Here is a 26,244-nt window from a genome sequence, read left to right as displayed (position 1 = left end):
CTTGGTGCCGGCAGCCGCCGGCAGGAAAACTCAAGAAGCCAGCGGCAATACTTGCCAAAGCCCATTCTGCTGAATCAATTGCCGGTCGCAGTCCGCTTCACGGGCGGCGGCCAAAGGTTGCCCAGGCAGAGCCTGAACGACACGCTGACCCTCACTGCGCAACTGGCAGACGGTCTGCCAGAGTGCCGCGTCGGTGCTGTCAGGCATCCAGATACCACCAGACGGCAGCTCGACCTCAGCACGCCCCAGGGTCACCAGGGTTTTCAAATCGGTAGAAAAACCGGTCGCTGGACGGGCACGTCCAAAATCCGCGCCGATGTCATCGTAGCGACCGCCCTGGGCGATGGATTGACCCACGCCCGGTACAAACACCGCGAACACCACACCCGTGTGGTAGTGATAGCCCCGCAGCTCGCCCAGATCGAAATACAACGGTAAGTCAGGGAAACGCACCGACAAGCGCTCGGCGATCGTCAGCAACTCATCCAGGGCCAGCAGCACCGAGGTCGGCGCACCCGCCAGGCGACGGCGAGCATCGCCCAATACTTCGCGGCCACCACACAACTCCACCAGGGAGCGCAGCATGTCGGCCAGATCGGCCGGCAGGCCCTGGGTCAGGCTGATGACTTCATCGATCGCCTTGCGCTGCAGGGCATCGAACAATTGTTGCTCCACGGCACCGGACAGGCCGGCAGCCTGGGCCAGGCCGCGGTAGATGCCCACATGCCCCAGATCCATGTGCACATCCGGCACATCGGCCAACTGCAGCATGGCCAACATCAGACTGATGACCTCAACGTCGCTGCTCGGGCTGGCGTCGCCATACAACTCGGCGCCTAACTGGATCGGGCTGCGCGAGGACGACAAGGCCCGCGGCTGAGCATGCAGCACGCTGCCGGCATAGCACAGGCGGCTCGGCCCTTCGCGACGCAGGGTGTGGGCATCGATTCGCGCCACTTGTGGCGTAATGTCGGCACGGAACCCCATCTGCCGACCCGACTGCGGGTCGATGACCTTGAAGGTACGCAGATCCAGGTCCTGGCCGGCACCTGTCAGCAGGGATTCCAGGTATTCGATATGGGGAGTCACGACAAACTCGTAACCCCAACTCTGAAACAGATCCAACACCTGACGACGCGCCACTTCAATGCGCGCCGCTTCCGGCGGCAATACTTCTTCGATGCCATCTGGCAGCAGCCAGCGGTCTACCGTTGCCATTACGCCATTCCCCTATGGTCCGGGCGGCAAGCCTGGGGCCAGCCTTAGAGTGAAGCAGAAAACAGTCGCATCCGACGCGAGCTCAGCCGGACAGGCAGCCAGGAATCAGCTGTACAGACTATTTTCCTCGAAAAATCTTGCCGAGCTCTTGAACGAGCCACGGCCAATCAAAGATGCAGACGCAAAAAAGCCGGGAATTTCCCGGCTGCCGCATCATACACCCGTTTTCCCAAAGGATCACCCCGCGAGGCATTTTAGCCGCCCGGCGGGGTGCCCAAGGATCAGGGCCTGATCAAGGCTTGGACTTTTCCAGGTAGTGGAAGAAGTCGCTGCTTGGGTCCAGAACCATGACGTCGGATTTGTTTGCAAAGCTTTCACGGTAGGCACGCAGGCTACGGTAGAACGCGTAGAACTCCTGATCCTGGCCGTAGGCCTTGGCGTAGATCGCCGCCGCCTGAGCATCACCATCACCGCGCGCCTCTTCAGACTCGCGATAGGCTTCAGCCAGCAGCACGCGACGCTGACGATCAGCGTCAGCACGAATACCTTCGGCCAACTCGTTACCCTTGGCACGGTGCTCGCGAGCCTCACGCTCACGCTCGGTGCTCATGCGCTCGAACACGCTGCGGTTCACTTCCTTCGGCAGATCGATGGCCTTGACCCGGACATCGACCACTTCGATACCCAGCTCCTTTTCCGCCATCCTGTTCAGCGAAGCCGTGATATCCGCCATCAGCGCATCACGCTCACCGGAAACCACTTCATGCAGGGTGCGCTTACCAAACTGGTCACGCAGGCCCGATTCCAGACGACGGGAAAGACGCTCGTCGGCAATTTGCTTGAGACCGGAAGTTGCGGTGTAGAAGCGCTCAGCATCCTTCACTCGCCACTTGGCGTAGGCATCCACCATGACGGCTTTCTTTTCCAGGGTCAGGAAGCGCTGTGTCGGTGCATCCAGGGTCATCAGGCGCGCATCAAACTTACGCACCTGGTTCACGTAGGGCACTTTCACATGCAGGCCAGGCTGGACATCAGCCTGGACCACGCGACCGAACTGCAGCAACACCGCGCGCTCGGTCTGAGCGACGATGTAGAAGCTGTTCCAGGCAACCACCGCCACGACAACGCCCACGATCAGGGCGATCAGCGATTTATTGCTCATCAGCGACTCTCCCTAGAACGCGTCTGCTGCTGTTGCTGCATGTGCTCCGCAGCGGCGCGCGCATTCGCTTCATTGCTGGTCGCAGACGCTGATCCCGTTGCCGGAACACCGCCGCTACGACCACTGTCGATCATCTTGTCCAGCGGCAGGTAGAGCAGGTTGTTCTGCCCGCCTTTGCTGCCGGTTACCAGAACTTTGCTGGTATTGCTGAAGACTTCCTGCATGGTGTCCAGGTACAGGCGCTGACGAGTCACTTCAGGAGCCTTGCGGTACTCGGCAACCAGCTTGGTAAAGCGATCAGCCTCACCCTTGGCCCGCGATACCACTTCGTCGCGATAACCATTGGCATCTTCGAGGATGCGCTGAGCCTGACCACGAGCCTCCGGCACAACACCGTTGGCGTAGGTTTCAGCCTGGTTGCGCGAACGCTGTTCGTCTTCACGAGCTCGGATCACGTCATCGAAGGCTTCCTGCACTTCACGTGGTGCAGCTGCGCTCTGTACGTTCACCTGAGTCACGGTGATACCGGTGCGGTAGTTGTCGAGGAAGCGTTGCAACCGCTCCTTGATTTCACTGGCCATCAATTCACGACCTTCAGTCAACACCTGATCCATGGCGGTGGAGCCCACCACATGGCGCAGGGCGCTGTCGGTTGCATGCTGCAGACTGATTTCCGGCTGATCAACGTTCAACACGAAGTCCTGCAGATTGCTGATCTTGTACTGCACGGTCAGCGGCACTTCGACGATGTTCTCGTCCTCGGTGAGCATCTGCCCCTGCTTGGTGTAGGCACGCTCACGCGTGACGTTTTCCATGTACTTGCGATCGATCGGCGGGAAGTAGATGTTCAGACCCGGGCCGACGGTTTCGTAGTATTTGCCGAAGCGCAGCACCACGGCCTGCTCCTGCTCATCGACTACATAAACCGCGCTGTACAGCCACACGGCCGCCAGCACGACAAGACCAATGCCCAGCAAGCCGAAACCACCGCCCTTGCCGGAGCTACCGCCGTCATCACCACGTTTCTTACCACCACCGAACAACCCATTCAGGCTTTCCTGCAGCTTACGGAAGGCCTCGTCGAGATCTGGTGGCCCCTTGCGATCGCCATTATTGCGGCGTTTACCACCCCAAGGGTCCTGATTATTCGAGTTGCCACCCGGCTCATTCCAAGCCATAGCGCTCTCCATCTGATAAAGCAAAGACGCACCCACGGCGCGCCGACCAATGCTACAGAATGCCTGCTACAGCGGCACAACCGCATGCCCAGGCTTTTATTGCAAAGTGTGTTGCTCGATGAATTCCGACGGTTGCAGACCTTCGCGACTGACCAGCCGGTTCAACTCGGCCCGCGGTAGGCGAACGGCCAGCAAACTGACCCCTTCGTCGTCGTGATCTTCTTTCTGCACAGCGTTCAACTGGAAAAACTGTGCTCGCAGTCGAGCAAAACGCTGAGGCAAGCGCAAGGTGCCTACGAACAAATCTTCACCCAGCAGCTCCGCAATGGCCTGCTTGAGCAGATCAAGTCCCTGGCCATCACGGGCCGACAACCAGACACGCTGCGGCTTGCCATCGGGATCGCGCTGAATCTGCGGCTCCACACCCTCGAGCAAATCGAGTTTGTTATAGACCTCCAGGATCGGCAAGTCTTGAGCCCCGATCTCACCCAGTACCACCATCACCTGCTCGATCTGGGCCATGCGCTCGGGCTCGTGAGCATCGATCACATGAAGCAGCAAGTCGGAGTTGCTGGACTCTTCGAGGGTAGCCCGAAACGCCTCCACCAGCTTGTGCGGCAGGTGGCGAATGAAACCGACGGTATCAGCCAGCACAATCGGCCCCAGGTCATCCAGCTCCAAGCGGCGCAAAGTCGGATCGAGGGTAGCGAACAGCTGGTCGGCGGCGAATACATCGGACGCGGTGACAGCATTGAACAAGGTGGACTTGCCAGCGTTGGTGTAGCCCACCAGCGAAACTGAAGGAATGTCGGCACGCTTACGGCCTCGACGAGCCTGCTCGCGCTGGCTGCGAACCTTTTCCAGACGCGCCTTGATCTGTCGCAGACGCACTCGCAGCAGGCGCCGGTCGGTTTCCAACTGAGTCTCACCCGGACCACGCAGACCAATACCGCCTTTCTGCCGTTCAAGGTGAGTCCAGCCACGAACCAATCGCGTGCTCATGTGCTCAAGCTGTGCCAGTTCTACCTGGAGCTTGCCCTCATGAGTGCGTGCGCGCTGAGCGAAGATATCGAGAATCAGACCCGTGCGATCAATCACGCGACACTCGAATACACGTTCGAGGTTACGTTCCTGACTGGGCGTGAGGATGTGATTGAAAATCACCAGGTCTACCTGTTCGGCTTTGACCAGATCGCGCAATTCCTCGACCTTGCCGCTGCCAACCAGGTATTTGGCGGTTGGCCGATGACGCGGCACGCTAACAAACGCGACGGTCTCGGCGCCGGCCGATAATGCCAGCTCCTGAAACTCCTGCGGATCTTCGCGCGCCTCAGGGTCCTGACCATCCAAGTGAACGAGAATGGCCCGTTCACCACCACCGTGGCGCTCAAAGAACAAAGGAGACTCCTATCAGGCGTTACCTGGCTCAGCGTCACCCTGTTCGGATTCGGATGCGCTAGGCAGACGAATTGGGCGAACTGGAACCACTGTAGAGATAGCGTGCTTGTAAACCATTTGGCTGACGGTGTTTTTCAGCAGGATAACGAACTGGTCGAAGGACTCGATCGTGCCTTGCAGTTTGATCCCGTTAACCAGATAGATGGAAACCCCAACTTTCTCTTTACGCAATGTATTCAAGTAAGGGTCTTGTAGCGAATGCCCTTTTGACATGTGCCGCACTCCTTTAAGGATCAATAATAAAAATCGGAAAACAGATAGCTCAAACCGTCACACCCCCAAGGATAGACGGCAATTGCAAGGACTCAGCTCAATATGGAGATCGTCCCTAGGTATTTCAAGGCGCGTGGCAGATTGTCGCAATCCAGGCTGTCCAACCATTGCAGGTCAGCCCAACTGCGTAACCAGGTGAACTGCCGTTTCGCCAATTGGCGCGTGGCAATGATGCCCCGCTCCTGCATTTCGGCTGACGTCAGCTTGCCATCCAGATGATCCCAGACTTGGCGGTAACCCACTGCACGTATAGACGGCAACCCGGCATGCAGGTCACTTCTTGAGCGCAGAGCTACGACCTCGTCAATGAATCCCTGTTCCAACATTTGTGTGAATCTTTGTGCAATACGCTGGTGCAGTACCTGACGATTCGCCGGAGCGATGGCCAGATTGGCGACAGTATAGGGCAATTGACCGCGTCCCGATGCGCCTGCCTCAGCACTTTGCGCCAATTGACGCTGACGATGAGCGGTCATTGTCAGACCGCTGACCCGATAGACTTCCAGCGCTCGGGTCAGGCGTTGAGGATCATTGGGATGAATCCTCGCCGCAGATTCGGGGTCCACAGCCGCCAGTTGATCATGCAGCGCCTGCCAACCAAGGCGTTGAGCCTCGTCTTCGAGTTCGGCGCGGACCTGCGGGTCTGCTGGCGGCATATCCGCCAGGCCTTCAAGCAGCGCCTTGTAATACAGCATGGTGCCCCCCACCAGCAGCGGAATTTTGCCCCGAGCGGTGATATCGGCCATGGCCGCGAGGGCATCGGTGCGAAAATCTGCCGCCGAGTAGCTTTCGGCGGGGTCGAGAATATCGATCAGGCGATGGGGAAACTTCGCCAACAACTCCTTGGAGGGCTTGGCGGTGCCGATATCCATGCCGCGATACACCAGCGCCGAATCGACACTGATCAACTCGCAAGGCAGCACCTTGGTCAGCTCGATGGCCAGGTCGGTCTTGCCCGCAGCGGTCGGGCCCATCAGGAAAATCGCTGGAGGAAGCTGAGTCATCAACGGCCGCGCAAAAAGAGTTTGTCCAGATCATCCAGACCCAATTGGGTCCAGGTCGGTCGACCGTGGTTGCACTGGCCGCTGCGCTCGGTGTTTTCCATATCCCGCAACAGGCCATTCATTTCCGCCAGGGCCAGGCGCCGGTTGGCGCGAATCGCGCCGTGGCAGGCCATGGTGCCGAGCAGTTCATTGAGATGAGCCTGAATTCGGTCGCTGGTGCCGTATTCCATCAAATCAGCAAGCACATCATGCACCAGGCGATTGGCTTCAGCCTGCTTCAACAGCGCCGGAATCTGCCGGATCGCCAGAGACTCAGGTCCCAGGCGCTGCAACTCGAAGCCCAGACGCTGGAACCAGGCGACATGCTCTTCCGCGCAATCGGCTTCACGCTGGCTGACGGCAATCGATTCCGGCACCAGCAACGGCTGGCCACTCAAGCCTTCGCTGGCCATGGCCACCTTCAAACGCTCGTACATGATCCGTTCATGAGCAGCGTGCATATCCACCAGCACCAGGCCCAGAGCGTTTTCCGCAAGGATATAGATGCCCTTGAGCTGTGCCAGGGCATAGCCCAATGGCGGAATATCCTCCTGCCCCTCCGGCAGGGCTGTGGCCGCAGCCCCAGGCAATGGCGCAAAGAACTCGCGATAGACTCCCTGGGACTCCGCAGCCGGCAGCACTGGCTGGGGCCGTGGTGTGTACTGATACTGATAGCCACTACCAGCACCAGAGCCCGGCGCATTGAAGCTCGGCTGGGACTGCGGCTGCTCCAGGGCCAGGTTCGCGGCCAGACGCATTTCACCCTGGGGTCCGAACTCACCGGCTTCGATACCGCTTGGCCGCACAATACCTGCTACCGCCGCCGGCGCTGCCAATTGGTCCTCGGGGCGCACGTCGCCCAAAGCCCTGTGCAAGGTGCCATAAAGGAAGTCATGCACCATGCGCCCATCACGGAAGCGCACTTCATGCTTGGTCGGGTGCACATTGACGTCGACCACCGAGGGATCGACCTCGAAAAACAGCACAAAAGTCGGATGCCGGCCGTTGAACAGCACATCGCGATAGGCCTGACGCACCGCGTGGGCCACCAGCTTGTCCCGTACCGCACGACCGTTGACGTAGAAATACTGCAAGTCCGCCTGGCTGCGGGAGAAGGTTGGCAAGCCCACCCAGCCCCAAAGATGGAGACCGTTGCGCTCGACCTCAATGGGCAGCGCCTGCTCCAAAAAGCCCGAGCCACAGACCGCCGCCACGCGCCGGGCACGAGCTGCGTCGTCCTTGGCTTCATGCAGACTGAGGATGCTCTTGCCGTTGTGGCGCAAATGGAAGGCCACGTCGAAACGCGCCAGAGCCAAACGCTTGATCACCTCCTGCAGGTGATCGAACTCGGTTTTCTCCGCCTTGAGAAACTTGCGTCGGGCTGGAGTATTGAAGAACAGGTCACGCACTTCCACCGAGGTGCCTACCGGGTGGGCCGCCGGCTGCACTCGCGGCGCCATGTCGCGGCCTTCGGTTTCGACCTGCCAGGCCTGATCGGCATCACGGGTACGGGACGTCAGGGTCAAGCGCGCCACGGAACTGATGGAGGCCAGGGCTTCACCGCGAAACCCCAGGCTCATCACCCGCTCGAGGTCTTCCAGGTCGCGGATCTTGCTGGTGGCGTGCCGCGCCAGCGCCAGAGGCAGATCGTCGGAGGAAATGCCACTGCCATCATCACGGACCCGCAGCAGCTTGACTCCAGCCTGCTCGACATCCACATCAATGCGCTTGGCGCCAGAGTCCAGGCTGTTTTCCAGCAGCTCCTTGATCACCGAAGCCGGGCGCTCAACCACCTCACCCGCGGCAATCTGGTTAGCCAGGCGCGGACTGAGCAGCTCGATGCGCGCGCCGCTGATTACCGACTCACTCATTCCTTGGCCGCCAATTCAGTGCCGGGGATGGTCAGGACCTGCCCCACTTTCAATTCATCGCTTTTCAAATTGTTGGCACTGCGCAGCGCGGGCGCCGATACCTGGTAGCGCACCGCGATCATCGCCAGGGTTTCCCCCGGGTTGACCCGGTGATCGCGAGGCCCCTGGGCAATCTTCCCGGAATCTCGCAGCCAGGCGATATAGGTGCCCGGTGGCGGGTTCTGCTGGAAGAACTGCCGCACGCCGCTGCTGATGGAGCGAGCCAAGGCCTGCTGATGGCTGACAGTGGCCAGCTTCGAGGCTTCATTGGAATTGGAAATAAAGCCGGTTTCCACCAGGATCGATGGAATATCCGGGGACTTGAGCACCATGAACCCAGCCTGTTCCACACGCTGCTTGTGCAGCGGTGTGACCCGGCCGATGTTGTTCAGGACTTTCTGCCCGACATTGAGGCTGGAGGTCAGGGATGCGGTCATCGACAGATCCAGCAGCACCCCGGCCAGCATCCGGTCCTTGTCATCCAGGCTGACGTTGCCGGCACCACCGATCAGGTCGGAGCGGTTTTCACTGTCCGCCAGCCAGCGGGCAGTTTCCGATGTGGCGCCGCGCTCGGACAGGGCGAATACCGAGGCGCCAAAGGCTGCCGTCGAAGGCGCGGCATCGGCGTGGATCGAAACGAACAGGTCAGCGCCCTTCTTCCGAGCGATCTCGGTACGACCGCGCAACGGAATGAAGTAGTCGCCAGTACGGGTCAGCTCGGCGCGGAACCCCTTGATGCCATTAATCTGGCGCTGCAGTTCACGGGCGATGGCCAGCACCACATCTTTCTCATGCTGGCCACGGGAGCCGGAGGCACCCGGGTCTTCACCGCCGTGACCGGCGTCTATCACCACGATGATGTCGCGCTTGCCCGCCGGGGCCGGCGGCAGCTTGATCGCGGGCTCCGCAGGCGTGACTGGCACGGCGGGAACGGTGGCCACAGCAGGAGGCGGAGCAGCAGGCGGCGCGGCATCAGCCGGGTTGTCGAACAGGTCAACTACCAGGCGATTGCCATACTGGGCGTTGGGCGCCAGGGTAAAACTCTTGGGGGTGACGGCCTTTTTCAGGTCGATGACCACTCGCAGGTCACTGGGGGTACGCTGCGCCGAGCGCATGGCGGTGATCGGCGTATTGGCCGTGGCGACATTCAGCGGACCGCCGAGGGTCGCGCCATTGATATCGATCACCAGACGATCCGGGGCCGTCAGGGTAAAGACGCTGTGCTGAACCGGACCGGACAGGTCGAAGACCAGTCGCGTGTTATCCGGTGCCCGCCACAGGCGGACGCTGCGAACCTGTGTAGCGGCCACAGCATCGACGGCCAATGCCGTAAGCAACAGTCCTACGACAGCAACCAACGCGCGAATGCGCATACCTAACCCCATCAATTATTTGAATTCCAACGCCAAAGCGGCACACCAGGACTCGCCTCGCGAGCCTTGAGACAACAGATGCACAGAACGCCCATTGTTATGCGGGGTAATGGTAATGGTCAGGTCGGGCTTTGGCAAAAAGCCTGCACCACGCTGGGGCCACTCCAACAGACACAGTGCATCGCCTTCGAAGTAGTCGCGAATCCCCAGAAACTCCAGCTCCTCCGGGTCCACAAGACGATACAAGTCGAAGTGAAAAGCCCGCACCGGACCTATCTCGTAGGGCTCCACCAGGGTAAAGGTCGGACTTTTTACCGCCCCGTCATGCCCCAGGCCACGGATGATCCCCCGGGACAGGGTGGTTTTGCCCGCCCCCAGATCGCCCTCAAGAAAAATCACCCCCACACCCTGAGTGACGCGAGCAATGCGTGCACCAAATTCCACCATGGCCTGCTCGTCGGCCAGATAAAGGGTTAACTCAGACACGGTGATTGCTCCTCCAACAACTGACGAATGGCTGGAATCAGATCACTGGCCGCCAGCCCTCGGCCCAATTTGCCTTGCTGCTCGCCAGCGCGGGCGTGTACCCAGACCGCCAGGCAAGCCGCATCGAATGTCGACAGTCCCTGCGCCAGCAACGCACCGATCAATCCTGCGAGCACGTCCCCCAGCCCCGCCGTGGCCATCGCCGGATGCCCACCATCACAGCGGGCCACTTGCCCCTCGGGGCTGGCGATCAGGCTGCCAGCACCCTTGAGCACGGCAACCGCAGCGTATTTTGCGCTCAAGGCTCGGGCCGCTGCCGGACGATCACCCTGAACCTCGGCGATGGAGATCCCCAGCAGACGAGCCGCCTCCCCGGGATGGGGGGTGATCACGCTGGCCGCCGGCAGCTGTAGACCGCCCAAGGCCAGGAGATTCAAGGCATCGGCATCCCATACCTGAGGCAAAGGCGCGTTGGCCGCTGCCGACAACAGGCTGCGCCCCCAGGCGCCCTGCCCCAGTCCGGGACCAACCACCAGTACCGTGGCCCGCGCCAACAACCCCATCAGTTGGTTGGCCGAATGAGTGCCCTGGGTCATGACTTCCGGCAGCCGCGCAGCGGCCGCCGCTACGTGCTCATTGCGAGTTGCCAGGGACACTAGCCCCGCACCACTGCGCAAGGCACTTTCCGCACTCAATAACGCGGCGCCAGCAAAGCCGCGGTCGCCACCGATCAGCAACAAATGACCGAATTGCCCCTTATGAGCGTCCAGAGGACGAGCTTCCAATCGCGGCAAATGAGCGTCAGTCAGCAGCTGAACGTCGAGTAAAGGGTGTTTTGTCTGCGGCATGCGTCTTCGGGCTCCGATGTCTGGCAGAATTATACGCACCTCAGCTCCGGTTTCTCTCGCCTCATGCCCGCTATTACCCAGGATCTCCCCGCTCTCGCCCAATCGATCAAGGACTGGGGCCGCGAACTGGGCTTTCAACAAGTCGGTATCAGCGGCCTGGACCTGGCCGAGCATGAGCAGCATCTGGAGCGCTGGCTCGCCGCCGGCTACCACGGCGAAATGGAATACATGGGCGCCCATGGCAGCAAACGCTCCCATCCCGATCAGTTGGTGCCCGGCACGCTGCGAGTGGTATCGCTGCGCATGGACTACCTGCCCGGCGACACCCAGATGGCCCAGCGCCTGGCCGAACCGTCCAAGGCTTATGTCTCGCGCTACGCCTTGGGCCGCGACTATCACAAGCTCATCCGCAAACGTGTGCAGCAGTTGGCCGAACGCATCCAGCAAGCCATTGGCCCCTTTGGCTATCGCGCGTTCGTCGACAGCGCACCGGTGCTTGAAAAAGCCATCGCCGAGCAGGCCGGGCTCGGCTGGATCGGCAAGAACACCCTGGTGCTCAACCGCAAGGCCGGCAGCTACTTCTTCCTCAGCGAGCTGTTCGTCGACCTGCCGCTGCCCGTGGACGAGCCCCACGCCACTGAACATTGCGGACGCTGCACCGCCTGCCTGGACATCTGCCCGACCAATGCCTTCGTCGGCCCCTATGTACTGGATGCCCGGCGCTGCATTTCCTACCTGACCATCGAGCTGAAAAACGCCATTCCCGAAGACCTGCGCCCACTGATCGGCAATCGGGTATTCGGCTGCGATGACTGCCAGATCGTCTGCCCCTGGAACCGCTTCGCCCGCCCCTCGGGCGAAGGCGACTTCAAACCCCGGCACAACCTGGACAATGCCGAACTGGCAGAACTGTTCATGTGGGACGAGGACAAGTTCCTCAGCAGCACCGAAGGCTCGCCCCTGCGCCGTGCCGGCTATGAGCGCTGGCTGCGCAACCTGGCGGTAGGCCTGGGCAACGCGCCCTCAAGCATTCCGGTGCTGGAAGCGCTCAAGGCCCGCCAGGACCATCCCTCGGAACTGGTCCGCGAACACGTGCAATGGGCCCTGGCGCAGCACGCCAACCGTCAATGCTCGTCGTTGTAGACGAACTTGGGCATTTCCCAGTGAAAACGGATCGCCAGCAGGCGCAATAGAAAGCCACCGAACAGGGTGACCAGGATCGACTGCTCGCTGGGCAGCTGCAAATAGATGCACAGCATGTAGCACCAGGCCGCGGCGAAGGACACACTGGCGTACAGTTCACGGCGGAAGATCAGGGGAATGTCGTTGCAGAAGATATCCCGGAGGATGCCGCCAAAGACCCCGGTGATCACCCCGCTGACCGACGCCACCAGCATGCCGTGGCCCATTTCCAGGGCGGTCATGCAGCCGATCAGGGTAAAGGCCACCAGGCCCACGGCGTCGAGCACCAGAAACAGCGAACGCAGGTGACGCATCAGGGGCGCGATAAAGATCGTCACCAACGCCGCCACCGAGGTCAGTACCAGGTATTCCGGGTGTTTGACCCAGGTCAGCGGGTAATGCCCCAACAGCACATCACGCACCGAACCACCGCCGAGCGCAGTGACACAGGCGATCAGCACCACGCCAAACCAGTCCATGCCACGCCGGCCGGCAGACAGGGCGCCGGTCATGGCTTCGGCGGTAATGGCGATCAGATAAAGCATCAACAGCATGATGGCGGTCCTTACAGGAAGGCGCGCAGTCTACTCAGTTGAGGCGAGCACCAAAAGAGGGCGGGTACGGGCGCCGCTTGCAGCGTGCGCCCGTTCGCCGGCAAGCCGGCTCCTGCAGGTCAGAATTTGATGAAGTGCTTGCGGTAGTGCTGCAGCTCGGCGATGGACTCGCGGATGTCGTCCAGGGCCAGATGGGTGCTGCCTTTCTTGAAGCTGTCGCGCACGTCAGGAGCCCAGCGGGCGGCCAGCTCCTTGAGGGTCGAAACGTCCAGGTTGCGGTAATGGAAGTAGCTTTCCAGAGCCTTCATGTGGCGATAGAGGAAGCGCCGATCCTGGCAGATGCTGTTGCCACAGATGGGCGACTTGCCCTTGGGTACCCACTGCTCCAGAAAGGCAATGGTCTGGGCTTCGGCTTCGGCCATGCTGATGCGGCTTTCGCGAACCCGCTGGGTCAGGCCGGAACCACCGTGCTGACGAGTGTTCCATTCGTCCATGCCGGCAAGGATCTCGTCGCTCTGGTGGATAGCGATGACCGGCCCTTCAGCCAAGGTGTTCAGATTGCTGTCAGTGACAATGGTCGCCATCTCGATGATGACGTCGGTGTCGGGGTTCAGACCGGTCATTTCCAGATCGATCCAAATCAGGTTCTGTGGGTTTTGCATGGGGGGCTCCTCGGCGTAGTTGCGCAGTTTAGCCTAGAGGGCCTGCCCGGCGTGCTAAACTCGCCGCCGTTTTACCTATCCGCCGTAATTATCAACACGGAACACCAATGGCCAAACGCCAGCTCAATCGTCGCCAAAACTGGCGCATCGAAAAGATTCAGGGTGAGCGCGCTGCCCGCGCCGCCAAACGCGAGTCCTCCGCCGTAGAGGCGCTGGAGGGTGGCGACCTCGGCCCGGAACAGACCGGCCTGGTCATTGCTCACTTCGGCGTGCAGGTCGAGGTCGAAGCCCGGGAAGGTGAGCTGGCCGGCCAGGTGTTCCGCTGCTACCTGCGAGCCAACCTGCCAGCGCTGGTGACTGGTGATCAGGTGGTCTGGCGCGCCGGCAATCAGGGCATCGGGGTGATCGTCGCGCAATTGCCGCGCAGCACCGAGCTGTGCCGACCGGACAGCCGTGGCCAGCTCAAGCCGGTGGCCGCCAACGTAGACATGATCGTGATCGTGTTTGCCCCCATGCCCGAACCCCACGCCAATCTTATCGACCGCTACCTGGTTGCCGCCGAGCACGCCGGGATTCGGCCGCTGCTGCTGCTGAACAAGGCCGACCTGATCGACGAGCAGAACGCTCCGGCACTCAACGCCTTGCTGGCAGTCTATCGCCAACTGGGCTATCCGCTGCTGGAAGTCTCGGCCCACCACGGCGACGGCATGGAGCAACTGCAAGGCTTGCTGGACGGACGCATCAGCGTATTCGTGGGGCAATCGGGGGTGGGCAAGTCATCCTTGGTGAACAGCCTGCTGCCGGAAGTCGAAACCCGAGTCGGCCCGCTGTCGGAATACTCCGGACAGGGCACCCACACCACCACGACCGCGCGACTGTTCCACTTCCCGGGCGGCGGCGAGCTGATCGACTCCCCCGGCATCCGCGAATTCGGCCTGGGGCATGTCAGCCGCGCCGATGTCGAAGCTGGCTTCATCGAGTTCAACGACTTGCTGGGTACCTGCCGCTTCCGCGACTGCAAGCACGATCGCGAGCCGGGTTGTGCATTGCTCAAGGCTTTGGAAGACGGGCGCATCCAGCAGCAACGGATGAACAGCTACCGCTCGATCCTCGCCAGCCTGCCAGACAGCGGCTACTGAGCCGAGCACCGTAGAAACAACAAGGCCGCGATCTTCGCGGCCTTGTTGTTTGTCACCTGACGGTTCCCGGCGCAGAAGCCGGAGCAACCGGCTTGGGAGCCGGCGCCTGGCCGGCCGATCCCTGCTCATCCATCTTCAATACGCCATCCTCGAAGATGTTCATGCGCTGGCGCACTTCATGAGCGGGCAACGGCTCGCTACCCGGCGGCAAGGCATTCGGGTCCGCCGCCGCACCCGGCACTTCACCTGGCGCCCCAGTACCCTGGTTGGGCGCAGGAGCGTTTGGATCCGTCTGCTCGCCTTCGATAGCGCGCTGGGCCTTCTTGGTCAGCACCACAATATCGATCCGCCGGTTGACCGGGTTGACCGGATTCTTGCGGTCGAACAGCGCAGAGGAGGCAAAGCCCACCACCCGCGCCACTTGCGGATCGGGATAACCGCCAGCCACCAGAGCCCGACGCGCAGCGTTGGCACGGTTGGCGGACAGTTCCCAGTTGCCGAATTCACCACTGCCGGCATAGGGCGTGGCATCGGTATGACCGCTGATGCTGATCTTGTTCGGCACCGCCTTGATGGTGTCGGCCATGGCCAGCAGGATGTCTTCGAAATACGGCTTCAGACGTGCGCTGCCAGAGTCGAACATCGGCCGGTTCTCGGCATCCATGATCTGGATCCGCAAGCCGTCCGGAGTGATTTCGAAGAGGATCTGGTCCTTGAACTTCTGCAGTTGGGGATTCTCTTCAACCTTGTTCTGCAACTCTTGTAGCAGCAGTTCGAGACGCTCGCGTTCCACCTGCTCGGCCATGCCCTCCACCTGATCGGCATCCACCGTGACCTTGTCCGGTTGCGGCTGGGACTTGATCTCGGGGTTTAGGGTGTTATCCGGCGCCAGTTCGGGAGAGCCACCCAGATCAATGATGTAGGGTGTGCCGCTTTCCGAGAAGCCGATCGGGTCCTTGAAGTAACCGGCGATGGCGATCTTCTGTTCCGGGGTTGCGGTGGACAAGAGCCACAGCACCAGGAAGAACGCCATCATCGCCGTGGCGAAGTCGGCGAAGGCGATTTTCCAAGCGCCCCCGTGATGCCCGCCAGCGAAGCGCTTGACGCGCTTGATGATAATCGGCTGATTATTTTCCATGACTTAGCGACCGCGAACCGCTTGTTCCAGCTCAGCGAAGCTAGGACGGTGCGCTGGGTACAGAACCTTGCGCCCGAACTCCACCGCCAGCGAAGGCGGCATGCCGGAAGCCGAAGCGACCAGGGACGCCTTGATGGCTTCGTAGACGTTCAGCTCTTCCTTCGCATCGTGCGCCAGGGAAGTGGCCAACGGACCAAAGAAACCATAGGCCGCGAGGATACCGAAGAAGGTCCCGACCAAGGCCGCACCTACGTGCAAGCCAATGGACGCCTGGTCGCCATCCCCCAGGGACGCCATGGTCACCACAATCCCCAATACCGCCGCCACGATACCGAAACCGGGCATGCCATCGGCGATCCCGGTGACTGCATGGGAGGGATGCTCAAGGTCTTCCTTGAGACTGAACAGTTCCATGTCGAACAACCCTTCCAGCTCGTGAGGAGCCATGTTGCCGGAGGACATGATGCGCAGGTAGTCACAGACAAAAGCGGTCATGCGCTCATCTTTGAGCACCGCAGGATACTTGGCGAAAATCGGACTGGCCGCAGCGTCCTCGATGTCACCCTCGATGGCCATCATGCCTTCGCGACGACTTTTGTTGAGGATCTCGTAGATCAGCCCCAGCACTTCTAGATAGAAGGTGTGAGTAAAGCGCGAACCGAACATACCCAACGACTTTTTGATGACATGCATCGTCATATAGCCTGGGTTGGCCTGGAGGAATGCGCCAAAGGCAGCACCACCAATGATCAAAACCTCGAAAGGCTGGATCAGTGCCGCGATTTTGCCGTGTGAAAGCACGTATCCGCCGAGCACGCTCGCGAATACGACGATGATGCCGATAATTTTAGCCATAGGTAGGAGAGTACTTACTGAGTCGGGTTCAAGGTCATATTCGGAAGTTCTTAAAACTCTTCTTCTACTTATCGGCAAAACTGCGCCAGACTATAGCCAGTTAAGGCGAAAAGCCAGTTTGGCCCGCTCTGGGCGTGTTCACAGCAGACGATGATTGCGCCCGACCATGTCTAATGAAACCAACGTCCCACATTCCCCGCCCACCTCTCTCGACGCCTGGGTAAAGCTCCTCAATGGCGTGCGCTTGCCCGTGCCGCAAGCCAGCCATGATCGAGTGTGCAAAGCCATCGCCAACAATCGCAGTTCGCTGCGGGACATTGCCGAACTGATGCAAAACAGCCCGGCGCTGGCCCTGAGCGTGATCCGCGAAGCCAACCGGCACTCCCACGGCAGCATGAGCGAACCGGCAGAAAACCTGGAGGTGGCGGTCAACCGCCTGGGACTCAAGCGCACCGAAGAACTGCTCGAACAACTGCCCACCCTGCCAGAGGAACAGATTCCGCAGGCTCTGCGTCAGTTGCAACTGATCAGCCAGCACGCCACCCAGCAAGCCAACGGTTTTTTCGCCGGGCGCCTGGCGCGACTGTGGCAGGACATTCACTGGGGCAGCCTGCTGTTTCTCTCGCCACTGTGGGCCATGGCCCTGGTCTACCCCAAGCTCGTGGAAGAGTGGGAACTGCGAGTCATCTATAAGCACGAGTCGGCTCGTCAGGTAGAAATGCAACTGTTCGGCGTTCGGCTGATGGAATTGTGCCAGGCCCTGGTCCATGCCTGGCACCTGCCAATCTGGGTGCGGCAGGGTTATCGCCTGCTGACCCAAGAGCAGCGTCAACTGGCCAAGGTCATGCTGATCGCCCGCGACAGCGAACATCCGCTGCGCCAGCAACAGCGCCTGGATGCCGATCCGGACCTGCAGCGCTGGCTGAACCAGCCAGCCAACTGCGTCCTGCTGGCCAACGGCCTGGCCCTGGCGGCGCAGCACTCCTGGAACAACGCTCATGGCCGGCGCTGGCAAAACCTCACCGGCCTGTATCTACAAATGCCGGTCGCCCAGGTCCAGCAACAGCTACACCAGCAGGCCGCAACCAGCGCTCGCAATGACAGCCAACCCGATCTCTGGCACCCGGCCCAGGCCCTGATCTGGCCCTGGGATGTCCGGCGCCTGCACAACGGTGAACAGCCGGCACCGGCTCCGACAGCCGAGGAGTTGGCCAAATGGCGCAAGCTCTGCAGCGAACTTCTACTGGAACCCAGCCCCTTCACCAATGCCGTGCACCTCACCAGCTTTGCCCGAGATGCCCTGGTGGCCTGCGGCATGCGTCGAGTGCTGTTACTGATGGTTGACCGCAGCCAGAGCCACCTGCGGGTACAGCAACTCTATGGTCTGCCCAAGGAAACAGCAGGGCTGACACTGCAGGCCAAACAGAGCACAGTCCTGCAACGTCTGCTGGAAAAATCTGCCCAGGTGCGCCTGACGCCGGCCAACAATGGGCAGTTCTCCGCCCACCTGCCAACCTCCCTGCGCCAGTTGTTTCGGGGCGAGCACCTGCTGATGCGCTCCCTGTCGTGCAACGGCCGGGTACTGATGCTGGCCGTGGCCGATCAGGGCGGCGTTCCGTTCTCGGAAATCAGCGTCCAGGCGTTCGGCAAGACCGCTCAGTGCATCGAAAAAGCCTTGCATAGCTTTACCAACCGCAGCCAATGACGCTTGCGCTACAATCCTTCCCTTTGTGCCCTGGGGACCTGACATGTCTGACTTCTCTGGCTTGCCGCTGGTCATCGAACCGAGCGACTTGCTCGCCCGCCTCGACGCCCGCGAACTGATCCTGGTCGACCTGACCAGCGCTGCCCGCTATGCAACCGGGCATATTCCCGGGGCGCGCTTCGTCGACCCCAAGCGCACCCAGCTCGGCCAGCCCCCCGCCCCCGGACTGCTGCCGCCACAGAACGCCCTTGAAGCGCTCTTCGGCGAGCTCGGGCACAACCCGGATGCGGTCTACGTGGTCTATGACGACGAAGGCGGAGGCTGGGCCGGCCGCTTCATCTGGCTGCTGGACGTGATCGGCCATACTCATTACCACTACCTGGACGGCGGCCTCACGGCCTGGCTGGCACAAAGCCTGCCAGTAACCACCGAAGTCCCAGCCCCGGCAGGCGGCCCAGTGCCCCTGATCCTGCATGACGAACCCACCGCCACCCGCGAGTACCTGCAAAGCCGTCTCGGCGCAGCCGACCTGGCCATCTGGGACGCTCGCGGCCCGCTGGAATACTCCGGGGAGAAAGTCCTGGCCGCCAAGGGCGGACACATTCCCGGCGCGGTGAACTTCGAGTGGACCGCCGGCATGGACCAGGCGCGCCATCTGCGCATCCGCCGCGACATGCCACAGATCCTCGCGGACCTGGGCATCAGCAAAGACAAAGAAGTGATCACCCACTGCCAGACCCACCACCGCTCGGGCTTCACCTATCTGGTGGCCAAGGCGCTGGGCTACCCACGGGTCAAGGGCTACGCCGGCTCCTGGGGCGAATGGGGCAATCATCCCGATACGCCCGTAGAGATTTAAGGTTTTTAAGGACACCCAATGAAAAAGCGTTTGTTCATCCTCAGTCAGTACCTGCTGCCTCATCACCTGCTGTCGCGCCTGGCCGGCTGCATTGCCGAGTGCCGTGTGCGCTGGTTCAAGAATGCGTTCACCAGCTGGTTCGCCAAGCAGTACCAAGTGAACATGTCCGAAGCCCAGGTGGAGGACGTGACGGCCTACGAACATTTCAATGCCTTCTTCACCCGCGCCCTGAAAGAGGGCGCACGCCCGCTGGACCCAACCCCAGGCGCAATCCTCAGCCCCGCCGACGGTGCCATCAGCCAACTGGGGCCGATCGAACACGGCCGTGTATTCCAGGCCAAGGGCCACAGCTACAGCGTGCTGGAACTGCTGGGTGGCGATCCGGCCCTGGCCGCGCCTTTCATGGGCGGTGACTTCGCCACCGTCTACCTGTCGCCCAAGGACTATCACCGAGTGCACATGCCCCTGGCCGGCACCCTACGGGAAATGGTCTACGTGCCCGGGCGGATCTTCTCGGTCAACCAGACCACCGCCGAGAACGTCCCGGAACTGTTCGCCCGCAACGAACGCGTGGTGTGCATTTTCGACACCGAGCGTGGCCCGATGGCGCTGGTCCTGGTCGGCGCAATGATCGTCGCTTCGATTGAAACCGTCTGGGCCGGCCTGGTAACGCCACCCAAACGCGAGCTCAAGACCGTGCGCTACGACGAAGCAGCCCGCGCGCCCATCCATCTGGAAAAAGGCGCAGAGATGGGTCGCTTCAAACTGGGCTCCACGGCCATCGTGCTGTTTGGCCCGGATCAGGTGCAGTGGGCTGAAGAACTGGCCGCCGGCTCGCCAGTGCGGATGGGCCAGGGTATGGGTCTGCCCAAGGCTTGAGACCTGAATGCCGGACACAAAAAACGCCGCTGATCAGCGGCGTTTTTTATGGGCGGGGATTTTTCCCGGGACTCAGAGCTGCCCGTCGCGATCGCGGAAACCCAGCAGATACAGCACGCCGTCCAGACCCAGGGTCGAGATTGCCTGCTTGGCCGATTGCTTGACCAGCGGTTTGGCACGGAACGCCACGCCCAAGCCGGCAATTCCCAGCATCGGCAAATCGTTGGCGCCATCACCCACAGCGATGGTCTGCTCCAGGCGCAGGCCTTCCTTGTGGGCCAGCTCGCGCAGCAGATCGGCCTTGCGTTGAGCGTCGACAATCGGCTCGATGGCGACGCCGGTGACCTTGCCGTCCACCACTTCCAGTTCGTTGGCGAACACGTAATCGATACCCAGCTTGGCCTGCAACTGCTTGGCAAAGTAGGTGAAGCCGCCGGAGAGAATCGCGGTCTTGTAGCCCAGGCGCTTGAGCTCGGCAAACAGGGTTTCGGCGCCCTCGGTCAGACGCAGGGACGCGCCGATGGAATCCAGCACGCTGACGTCCAGACCCTTGAGCAACGCCAGGCGCTCCTTGAAGCTGGCACGAAAATCCAGCTCGCCGGCCATGGCCCGCTCGGTGATTTCTGCCACCCGCTCACCCACGCCTGCCGCCTTGGCCAGCTCGTCGATGACCTCGGCTTCGATCAGCGTCGAGTCCATGTCAAACACCGCCAGGCGGCGGTTGCGGCGGAACAGCGAATCTTCCTGGAAGGCGATGTCGACGTTCAGCTCCTGGGCCACGCTGAGGAATTCGGCTCGCAGGGCTTGCGGATCGGCGGCTTCGCCACGCACCGAAAACTCGATGCAGCCTTTGCCCTGATCGGCTGGCATATCCAGGGGCATGCGCCCGGACAGGCGATCGATGTGATCGATGTTCAGACCGTACTTGGCGGTGATCGAACTCACTCGCTGCAACTGCTCGGCGGTGACCTTGCGCGTCAGCAGGGTGACGATGTGGCGTTGCTTGCCCTGCCCGTCGACCCACTGCTGGTAGTCCTCCTCGGACACCGGCGTGAAACGCACCTGCTGATCGAGCTTGTAGGCGGTGAACAGAATGTCCTTGAGCACCGACGAACTCTGCTCGTTGCTGGGAATTTCAACCAGGATGCCGAACGACAAGGTGTCGTGGATCACCGCCTGACCGATGTCGAGAATGTTCACACCACCCTGGGCCAGGACACCCGTAATGGCCGCAGTCAGACCGGGACGATCTTCGCCGGTGATGTTTATCAGGACAATTTCGCGCAAGGCGCACCCCCGAGGTGGAAAAAAAGCGCATTCTACCCACTTTCGGTGACCATCGGGCACAGCCAGCGCTTTGCCGGTCTAGGGCCTGTCGCTATACTGCGCGTCAACTTCACGGACAAAAGAGCCGAGCTCAGTGAACCGGCCCACGCCAGTTAAAACCGATAACTTCTTCCTGCTGATCTTCCGTGCACTGCGCCACCGCCGTGTGCCGATTGCATTGCGCATTGCCAGCCATAACGTGATCCTGGTCGCCCTGGCCCTGGTGATCTATGCCGGCGTGATGGGCCTGCAGTTCAAGCAAGCCATGCACGAACAAGCCGACGCCCTGGGTCAGAGCCTGACCACCCAGACCGCCACTTCGGCCACCGAGCTGCTGGTGTCCAATGACATCCTCAGCCTCAACGTCCTGCTCAACAACCTGACCAAGAACCCGCTCGTGGCCCATGCGGCGATCTACAGCGTCGACAACCGCATCCTCGCCGAAGCCGGGCAACGCCCCAAGAGCAGCCTGCTGGGTGAAACCGAGGGTGTCTACCAGACCAAGATCACCTTCCAGGACGTGACCGCCGGCAACCTGCGGATCAGCCTGGACATGGCGCAGTTCCAGCAGCCGATGACCATCAGCCTGCAGAGCATGGGCATTCTCAGCGCCATCCTGCTGGCCCTGGCTCTGGCCCTGAGCCTGCGTCTGGGTCGCCACATCTCCACCCCGCTGCTGCAACTGCGGGTCTGGCTGCGGGACCTGGATGAGCACACCCCGGCGACCCAGCGCCAGGACGAAATTGGTGATCTGGCGCGCCAACTGCACGCTCGCCTGGTACCGGAAAAGCCCGAGCCAGAGCCGCAGCCAGAGCTCGAAGAGCAGGATGACGAGGAACACGAAGCCGCGTTCGAAGTGCGTAACCTGCGTGACCCAAGCTTTGATGAAAGTACCCCGCTCGCCGGTCTGAAGCCTGCGCCACGGCATCTGGTCAGCGCCGAGGAGGACGAACTGGACGAAGAAGATCCGTTCGCCGACCTGCGTGATCACTCGTCGACTCCCGCCCCCAAACCTGCGCTGCAACCCCAGGTCCCGGCTCAGCCTCAGCACAGCGCAGTACTCGCAGTGCAGTTGGGAGCCCAGGAACAACTGCGCCGCCTGCCCCGCGCGCGGCTGATGGAACTGCTGGAGCGCTATCGCGATTGCCTCGACCAGGCGGCCTCGCTGTACCAGAGCGAACTGCACACCCTGAACGATGGCAGCACGCTGATGCTGTTCCATAGCGAAGACAGCGGCGACGACTACCTCACCAACGCCATCTGCTGCGGCGAGCTGTTGCGTGCTCTGGGCCATGCCCTGCAGATCGAAGTGGCGGACAGCGGCATCACCCTGCAACTGCAATTGGGCCTGACGCTGGGCGAAGGACTGTTCGGCCTGAGCCAGATCGACCTGCTGCTGACCGAAACCGCCCAGGACGCCCTGGCGCTATCCCAGCACAGCCGCAATCTGCTGCTGGTGGAGCGCCAGATCAATGACGACGCGCTGATCCGTCAGCGCGCACGTATCCGCCCTATCGCCAGCCCGGAAGGAGCTTGCTGTGTCGAACGGCTGATGGAGCCCTATCCATCAATGCTGGAACGGCAATTGGCGCGCATGCATGAGACACGGGCCAAGCTGTAAGGCTGGCACCGTGCAAGAAACAGCCCGCCAAGTGCGGGCTTTTTTGTGGCCTTCGTGTAGCCACTGACGCAGCCAGCAACAAGCCCCGAAGGAGCTTTAGCGCGAGGCATGACTGCGGCCTGCTCGCAGACTGCAGGGATGGTGCTGGCCATATGGAACACCTGCCACAGCCAGTAACGAAAAGGCCCGCGGATTAGGCGGGCCTTGTCTTGCAGCGGCTCAACTCAGAATCTGAACACTTCCATATCCGTCCGGATTGGCGTGGCCATTGGGATCTTCGGCTGCTTCTCATGCTCGGCAGGCTTGGGCGCAGGTGCCGGCGGCGCCTTGCGTGGCACTTCTGCCACCGCCGGCTGATTGGCCAAGGGTTTGAGGGCGACCGACAATTGCTCAGCCAGACGCTGCAACAACACGCCCTGGGCCTGGACCTGAGACGCCGTGGTACCCGCATGCTGCTCCTGCAGGTGAACAATGCGGTTGTCCCGCACCTGACCACGACGATCGATCAGGCGCCACTGAGCATCCAGTACCGCCGGTTGCGACTTGCCGGAATCCAGGCGAGTGATCGACAGCAGTACCTGGACATCCGGAGTGAAGCCGCTGGTGGCCGGCGCCAGTACCACGCGCTGGCTGTCCAGATGGCCGGCCACCTGGCGCAACAGCAACTGGTCGATGTCCGAAGACAAGCTACCGGCCCAACGACCATCGGTGGAGGCTTGCAGGCTGCCATCGTCCTGGCGTTGCAGGAGGGTTTCCCGTTGCAGGTAGTCAGCGATCAACACCGGCCCCAACAATACCGACATGCCGGCACTGGCCGGCTGAGCTGGACTTCCGCTGTCCAGCTGATACAGCGACACCGGCTGGTGTACGCTGCAACCCGCCAGGCCAAAAACGCCCGCGAGCAAGAAAACAAGAGGAAGGCGCAGAGCAGTCATCATCCCATCCAAGTGGCGGCCACAAGGCTGGCCACAGTGTAAATACTCAAAAAAATTGAATAACGCCCGGCCACGCCAGCGTTTGAAACGCGCATATCATCCGTGAATATGCGCCATGACTCCAGTGTTCTAGCGTTGATCTGGCGCTTAAGTCCAAGATCGAACGCTCTAGCCCGCCCTTAACTGAGCGGCTCTACCAACAACGCATCGACCCGCTGGAAACCGCGAGGCAGTTTGTTGCCACGACGCCCGCGCTCGCCCTTGTAGTGTTCAAGGTCATCGGCCTTCAACGACAAGGTGCGCTTGCCCGCCTGCAACACCAGGGTCGCGCCATCGGGCAGCACCGCGATGTCAGTGACGTACTCTTCGCGGCTGGCCACGCGCTCACCGGGAATGCCGATGATCTTGTTGCCCTTGCCTTTGCCCAGCTGCGGCAGGTCGCTGATCTTGAACACCAGCAGACGCCCCTCGGTGGTCACCGAGGCCAGCCAGTTCTGCTCGCGGTCGGCCACCGGCCGCGGCGCCAGGACCTTGGCGTTGTTCGGCAGGCTCAACAGCGCCTTGCCCGCCTTGTTCTTGGCCTGCAGATCTTCGCCCTTGACCACAAAGCCATAGCCCGCGTCGGAAGCGATCACATACAAGGCATCGTCATCGGGCAACAGTACGCACTCGAACGTCGCACCCGGTGGCGGCGTCAGACGACCGGTCAACGGCTCGCCCTGACCACGGGCCGATGGCAGCGTGTGGGCCGCCACCGAGTAACTGCGGCCGGTGGAGTCGATGAACACCGCGAACTGGTTGGAACGCCCCGCAGCAGCAGTCTTGTAACCGTCACCGGCCTTGTAAGACAAACCAGTGGCGTCAATATCATGCCCCTTGGCGCAGCGAACCCAGCCTTTTTCCGACAAAACGATAGTCACCGGCTCGGTGGGCATCAGTTCGTTTTCCGACAGTGCCTTGGCTTCCGCACGGGCAACGATCGGGGAGCGACGGTCGTCGCCGTAGGTTTCCGCGTCTTGCAGCAATTCGGTACGTACCAGCTTCTTCAGCTTGCTCTCGCTGTTGAGCAGGGCTTGCAGCTTGGCCTGCTCCTTGAGCAATTCATCCTGCTCGGCCCGCAGTTTCATCTCTTCCAGACGCGCCAACTGCCGCAGGCGCGTATCGAGGATATAGTCGGCCTGGATTTCGCTGAGGGCGAAACGCTCGATCAGCTTGGCCCGCGGATGCTCCTCGGTACGGATGATGTGAATCACCTCATCCAGGTTGAGATAAGCGATCAGCAAACCGTCCAACAGGTGCAGGCGACGCTCGACCTTGTCCAGGCGGAACTGCAGGCGCCGGCGCACAGTGCTAACCCGGAACTCCAGCCATTCCACCAGCAACGCCCGCAGGTTCTTCAACTGCGGCTTGCCGTCCAGACCGATGATGTTGATGTTGACCCGGTAGGTCGACTCCAGCTCGGTGGTGGCGAACAGATGCTGCATCAGTTCATCGGGATCGACCCGGTTGGAGCGCGGGATGATCACGATGCGGCAGGGGTTCTCGTGGTCCGACTCGTCCCGCAGGTCGGCCACCATCGGCAGTTTCTTGGCCTGCATCTGCGCGGCAATCTGCTCCAGCACCTTGGCCCCGGAGACCTGGTGCGGCAGCGCGGTGACAATAATGTCGCCATCCTCGATCCGATACACGGCGCGCATGCGCACCGAGCCACGGCCGGTTTCATAGATCTTCAGCAGGTCGGCGCGCGGGGTGATGATTTCCGCTTCGGTGGGGTAATCCGGCCCCTGGATATGCTCGCAGAGCTGCTCCACCGTGGCCTTGGGTTCGTCCAGCAGACGCACGCAGGCCGAAGCCACTTCCCGCAGGTTGTGCGGCGGCACGTCGGTGGCCATGCCCACGGCGATACCGGTGGTGCCGTTGAGCAGGATATTCGGCAGACGCGCCGGCAATACCAGAGGTTCCTGCAAGGTGCCGTCGAAGTTCGGCCCCCAGTCCGCAGTGCCCTGGCCCAGCTCGCTGAGCAGCACTTCGGAATAGCGCGACAGACGCGCCTCGGTATAACGCATGGCCGCGAAGGACTTGGGATCGTCCGGCGCACCCCAGTTGCCCTGGCCGTCCACCAGCGTGTAGCGATAGCTGAAGGGCTGTGCCATCAGCACCATGGCTTCGTAGCAGGCGGAATCCCCGTGAGGGTGGAACTTACCGAGCACATCACCCACGGTACGCGCGGATTTCTTGTGCTTGGAATCGGCATCCAGCCCCAGCTCACTCATGGCGTAGACGATACGCCGCTGTACCGGTTTCAGGCCGTCGCCGATATGCGGCAAAGCACGGTCCATGATCACGTACATGGAGTAGTTGAGGTAGGCACTTTCGGTGAAGTCAGCCAGTGACCGGCGTTCTACGCCATCCAGGCTGAGATCAAGGGAGTCGCTCATGC

Annotated in this window: 23 protein-coding genes; 6 read left to right on the top strand and 17 right to left on the bottom strand. The window is 61.4% G+C overall.

What is annotated here, in order from left to right:
• Positions 1-30: 30 nt before the first annotated feature.
• The 10 genes from PFZ56_RS08725 to PFZ56_RS08680 all read right to left on the bottom strand — a co-directional run bounded on the left by PFZ56_RS08725 (position 31) and on the right by PFZ56_RS08680 (position 10,949).
• Entirely contained in the window at positions 31-1,218 is a 1,188-nt protein-coding gene (locus PFZ56_RS08725) for an ATP phosphoribosyltransferase regulatory subunit (protein WP_102862913.1), read from the bottom strand.
• 292 nt (positions 1,219-1,510) lie between these two features.
• Positions 1,511-2,380, bottom strand: a complete 870-nt coding sequence (hflC, locus tag PFZ56_RS08720; protein WP_102862912.1) for a protease modulator HflC — start codon at positions 2,378-2,380, stop codon at positions 1,511-1,513.
• Positions 2,380-3,558: an FtsH protease activity modulator HflK gene (hflK, locus tag PFZ56_RS08715; protein WP_102862911.1), complete on the bottom strand. Its 1,179-nt coding sequence runs from the start codon at positions 3,556-3,558 to the stop codon at positions 2,380-2,382. Before hflK ends, hflC begins: the two co-directional genes overlap by 1 nt.
• 96 nt (positions 3,559-3,654) lie before the next feature.
• Positions 3,655-4,956, bottom strand: coding sequence for a ribosome rescue GTPase HflX (hflX, locus tag PFZ56_RS08710; protein WP_102862910.1), 1,302 nt, complete (start codon positions 4,954-4,956; stop codon positions 3,655-3,657).
• A 12-nt stretch (positions 4,957-4,968) separates the two neighbouring features.
• A complete protein-coding gene (gene hfq / locus PFZ56_RS08705; RefSeq protein WP_007921378.1) occupies positions 4,969-5,229 on the bottom strand; it encodes an RNA chaperone Hfq in 261 nt (86 codons plus the stop codon).
• 92 nt (positions 5,230-5,321) lie between these two features.
• Positions 5,322-6,293: a tRNA (adenosine(37)-N6)-dimethylallyltransferase MiaA gene (gene miaA, locus PFZ56_RS08700; RefSeq protein WP_170001581.1), complete on the bottom strand. Its 972-nt coding sequence runs from the start codon at positions 6,291-6,293 to the stop codon at positions 5,322-5,324.
• On the bottom strand, positions 6,293-8,203 hold the full coding sequence (gene mutL, locus PFZ56_RS08695) for a DNA mismatch repair endonuclease MutL (RefSeq protein ID WP_170001583.1): 1,911 nt from the start codon (positions 8,201-8,203) through the stop codon (positions 6,293-6,295). The genes miaA and mutL overlap by 1 nt, the downstream gene beginning before the upstream one ends.
• Positions 8,200-9,627, bottom strand: a complete 1,428-nt coding sequence (locus PFZ56_RS08690) for an N-acetylmuramoyl-L-alanine amidase (RefSeq protein ID WP_205413457.1) — start codon at positions 9,625-9,627, stop codon at positions 8,200-8,202. The genes mutL and PFZ56_RS08690 overlap by 4 nt, the downstream gene beginning before the upstream one ends.
• 3 nt (positions 9,628-9,630) lie before the next feature.
• Positions 9,631-10,101 carry a tRNA (adenosine(37)-N6)-threonylcarbamoyltransferase complex ATPase subunit type 1 TsaE gene (tsaE, locus tag PFZ56_RS08685; RefSeq protein WP_102862906.1) on the bottom strand — a complete coding sequence of 157 codons (471 nt, stop codon included), beginning with the start codon at positions 10,099-10,101 and terminating at the stop codon, positions 9,631-9,633.
• Positions 10,089-10,949: an NAD(P)H-hydrate dehydratase gene (locus PFZ56_RS08680; RefSeq protein WP_110595441.1), complete on the bottom strand. Its 861-nt coding sequence runs from the start codon at positions 10,947-10,949 to the stop codon at positions 10,089-10,091. The genes tsaE and PFZ56_RS08680 overlap by 13 nt, the downstream gene beginning before the upstream one ends.
• A gap of 63 nt (positions 10,950-11,012) precedes the next feature.
• Here PFZ56_RS08680 and queG point away from each other — a divergent pair, with 63 nt between their 5' ends.
• Entirely contained in the window at positions 11,013-12,092 is a 1,080-nt protein-coding gene (queG, locus tag PFZ56_RS08675) for a tRNA epoxyqueuosine(34) reductase QueG (RefSeq protein WP_170001587.1), read from the top strand.
• Here the strand turns inward: queG and PFZ56_RS08670 are convergent.
• Together PFZ56_RS08670 and orn are read right to left on the bottom strand one after the other, a co-directional pair.
• The gene (locus PFZ56_RS08670) at positions 12,074-12,688 is read right to left on the bottom strand and encodes a trimeric intracellular cation channel family protein (RefSeq protein WP_169893104.1); all 615 of its coding nucleotides are present in this window, start codon (positions 12,686-12,688) and stop codon (positions 12,074-12,076) included. The genes queG and PFZ56_RS08670 overlap by 19 nt on opposite strands.
• Before the next feature lie 116 nt (positions 12,689-12,804).
• Positions 12,805-13,347 carry an oligoribonuclease gene (orn, locus tag PFZ56_RS08665; protein WP_011058931.1) on the bottom strand — a complete coding sequence of 181 codons (543 nt, stop codon included), beginning with the start codon at positions 13,345-13,347 and terminating at the stop codon, positions 12,805-12,807.
• 107 nt (positions 13,348-13,454) lie between these two features.
• Between orn and rsgA the strand changes: the two genes are divergently transcribed.
• Positions 13,455-14,486, top strand: a complete 1,032-nt coding sequence (gene rsgA / locus PFZ56_RS08660) for a small ribosomal subunit biogenesis GTPase RsgA (RefSeq protein WP_110595440.1) — start codon at positions 13,455-13,457, stop codon at positions 14,484-14,486.
• Between the two features lie 52 nt (positions 14,487-14,538).
• Here the strand turns inward: rsgA and motB are convergent, their stop codons facing one another.
• A complete protein-coding gene (gene motB / locus PFZ56_RS08655) occupies positions 14,539-15,624 on the bottom strand; it encodes a flagellar motor protein MotB (protein WP_170001589.1) in 1,086 nt (361 codons plus the stop codon).
• 3 nt (positions 15,625-15,627) lie between these two features.
• The gene (gene motA / locus PFZ56_RS08650) at positions 15,628-16,479 is read right to left on the bottom strand and encodes a flagellar motor stator protein MotA (RefSeq protein ID WP_102862901.1); all 852 of its coding nucleotides are present in this window, start codon (positions 16,477-16,479) and stop codon (positions 15,628-15,630) included.
• 166 nt (positions 16,480-16,645) lie between these two features.
• Between motA and PFZ56_RS08645 the strand changes: the two genes are divergently transcribed.
• Genes PFZ56_RS08645 through asd form a run of 3 tightly spaced genes read left to right on the top strand, consistent with a single transcriptional unit; the run spans position 16,646 to position 19,922 of the window.
• Positions 16,646-18,184, top strand: a complete 1,539-nt coding sequence (locus PFZ56_RS08645; RefSeq protein WP_110595438.1) for an HDOD domain-containing protein — start codon at positions 16,646-16,648, stop codon at positions 18,182-18,184.
• 43 nt (positions 18,185-18,227) lie between these two features.
• A complete protein-coding gene (rhdA, locus tag PFZ56_RS08640) occupies positions 18,228-19,043 on the top strand; it encodes a thiosulfate sulfurtransferase (RefSeq protein ID WP_170001591.1) in 816 nt (271 codons plus the stop codon).
• An 18-nt stretch (positions 19,044-19,061) separates the two neighbouring features.
• Positions 19,062-19,922 (top strand): archaetidylserine decarboxylase, encoded by an 861-nt coding sequence (gene asd / locus PFZ56_RS08635; protein WP_102862898.1) that lies wholly within the window; start codon positions 19,062-19,064, stop codon positions 19,920-19,922.
• A 72-nt stretch (positions 19,923-19,994) separates the two neighbouring features.
• On the opposite strand, the gene serB is transcribed toward asd, so the two are convergent.
• Positions 19,995-21,209, bottom strand: coding sequence for a phosphoserine phosphatase SerB (gene serB / locus PFZ56_RS08630; protein ID WP_102862897.1), 1,215 nt, complete (start codon positions 21,207-21,209; stop codon positions 19,995-19,997).
• A 133-nt stretch (positions 21,210-21,342) separates the two neighbouring features.
• Between serB and PFZ56_RS08625 the strand changes: the two genes are divergently transcribed.
• Positions 21,343-22,869: an AhpA/YtjB family protein gene (locus PFZ56_RS08625; protein WP_102862896.1), complete on the top strand. Its 1,527-nt coding sequence runs from the start codon at positions 21,343-21,345 to the stop codon at positions 22,867-22,869.
• Between the two features lie 224 nt (positions 22,870-23,093).
• On the opposite strand, the gene PFZ56_RS08620 is transcribed toward PFZ56_RS08625, so the two are convergent.
• Both PFZ56_RS08620 and parC read right to left on the bottom strand, forming a co-directional pair.
• Positions 23,094-23,804, bottom strand: coding sequence for a membrane integrity-associated transporter subunit PqiC (locus tag PFZ56_RS08620; RefSeq protein ID WP_102882020.1), 711 nt, complete (start codon positions 23,802-23,804; stop codon positions 23,094-23,096).
• Between the two features lie 179 nt (positions 23,805-23,983).
• The gene (gene parC, locus PFZ56_RS08615; RefSeq protein WP_110595436.1) at positions 23,984-26,242 is read right to left on the bottom strand and encodes a DNA topoisomerase IV subunit A; all 2,259 of its coding nucleotides are present in this window, start codon (positions 26,240-26,242) and stop codon (positions 23,984-23,986) included.
• Positions 26,243-26,244 lie beyond the last annotated feature (2 nt).

It is taken from the genome of Pseudomonas danubii, from assembly GCF_042980055.1.
In the GTDB taxonomy this organism is placed as follows: domain Bacteria; phylum Pseudomonadota; class Gammaproteobacteria; order Pseudomonadales; family Pseudomonadaceae; genus Aquipseudomonas; species Aquipseudomonas danubii.
This window is presented reverse-complemented; position numbering and strand designations above follow the sequence as displayed.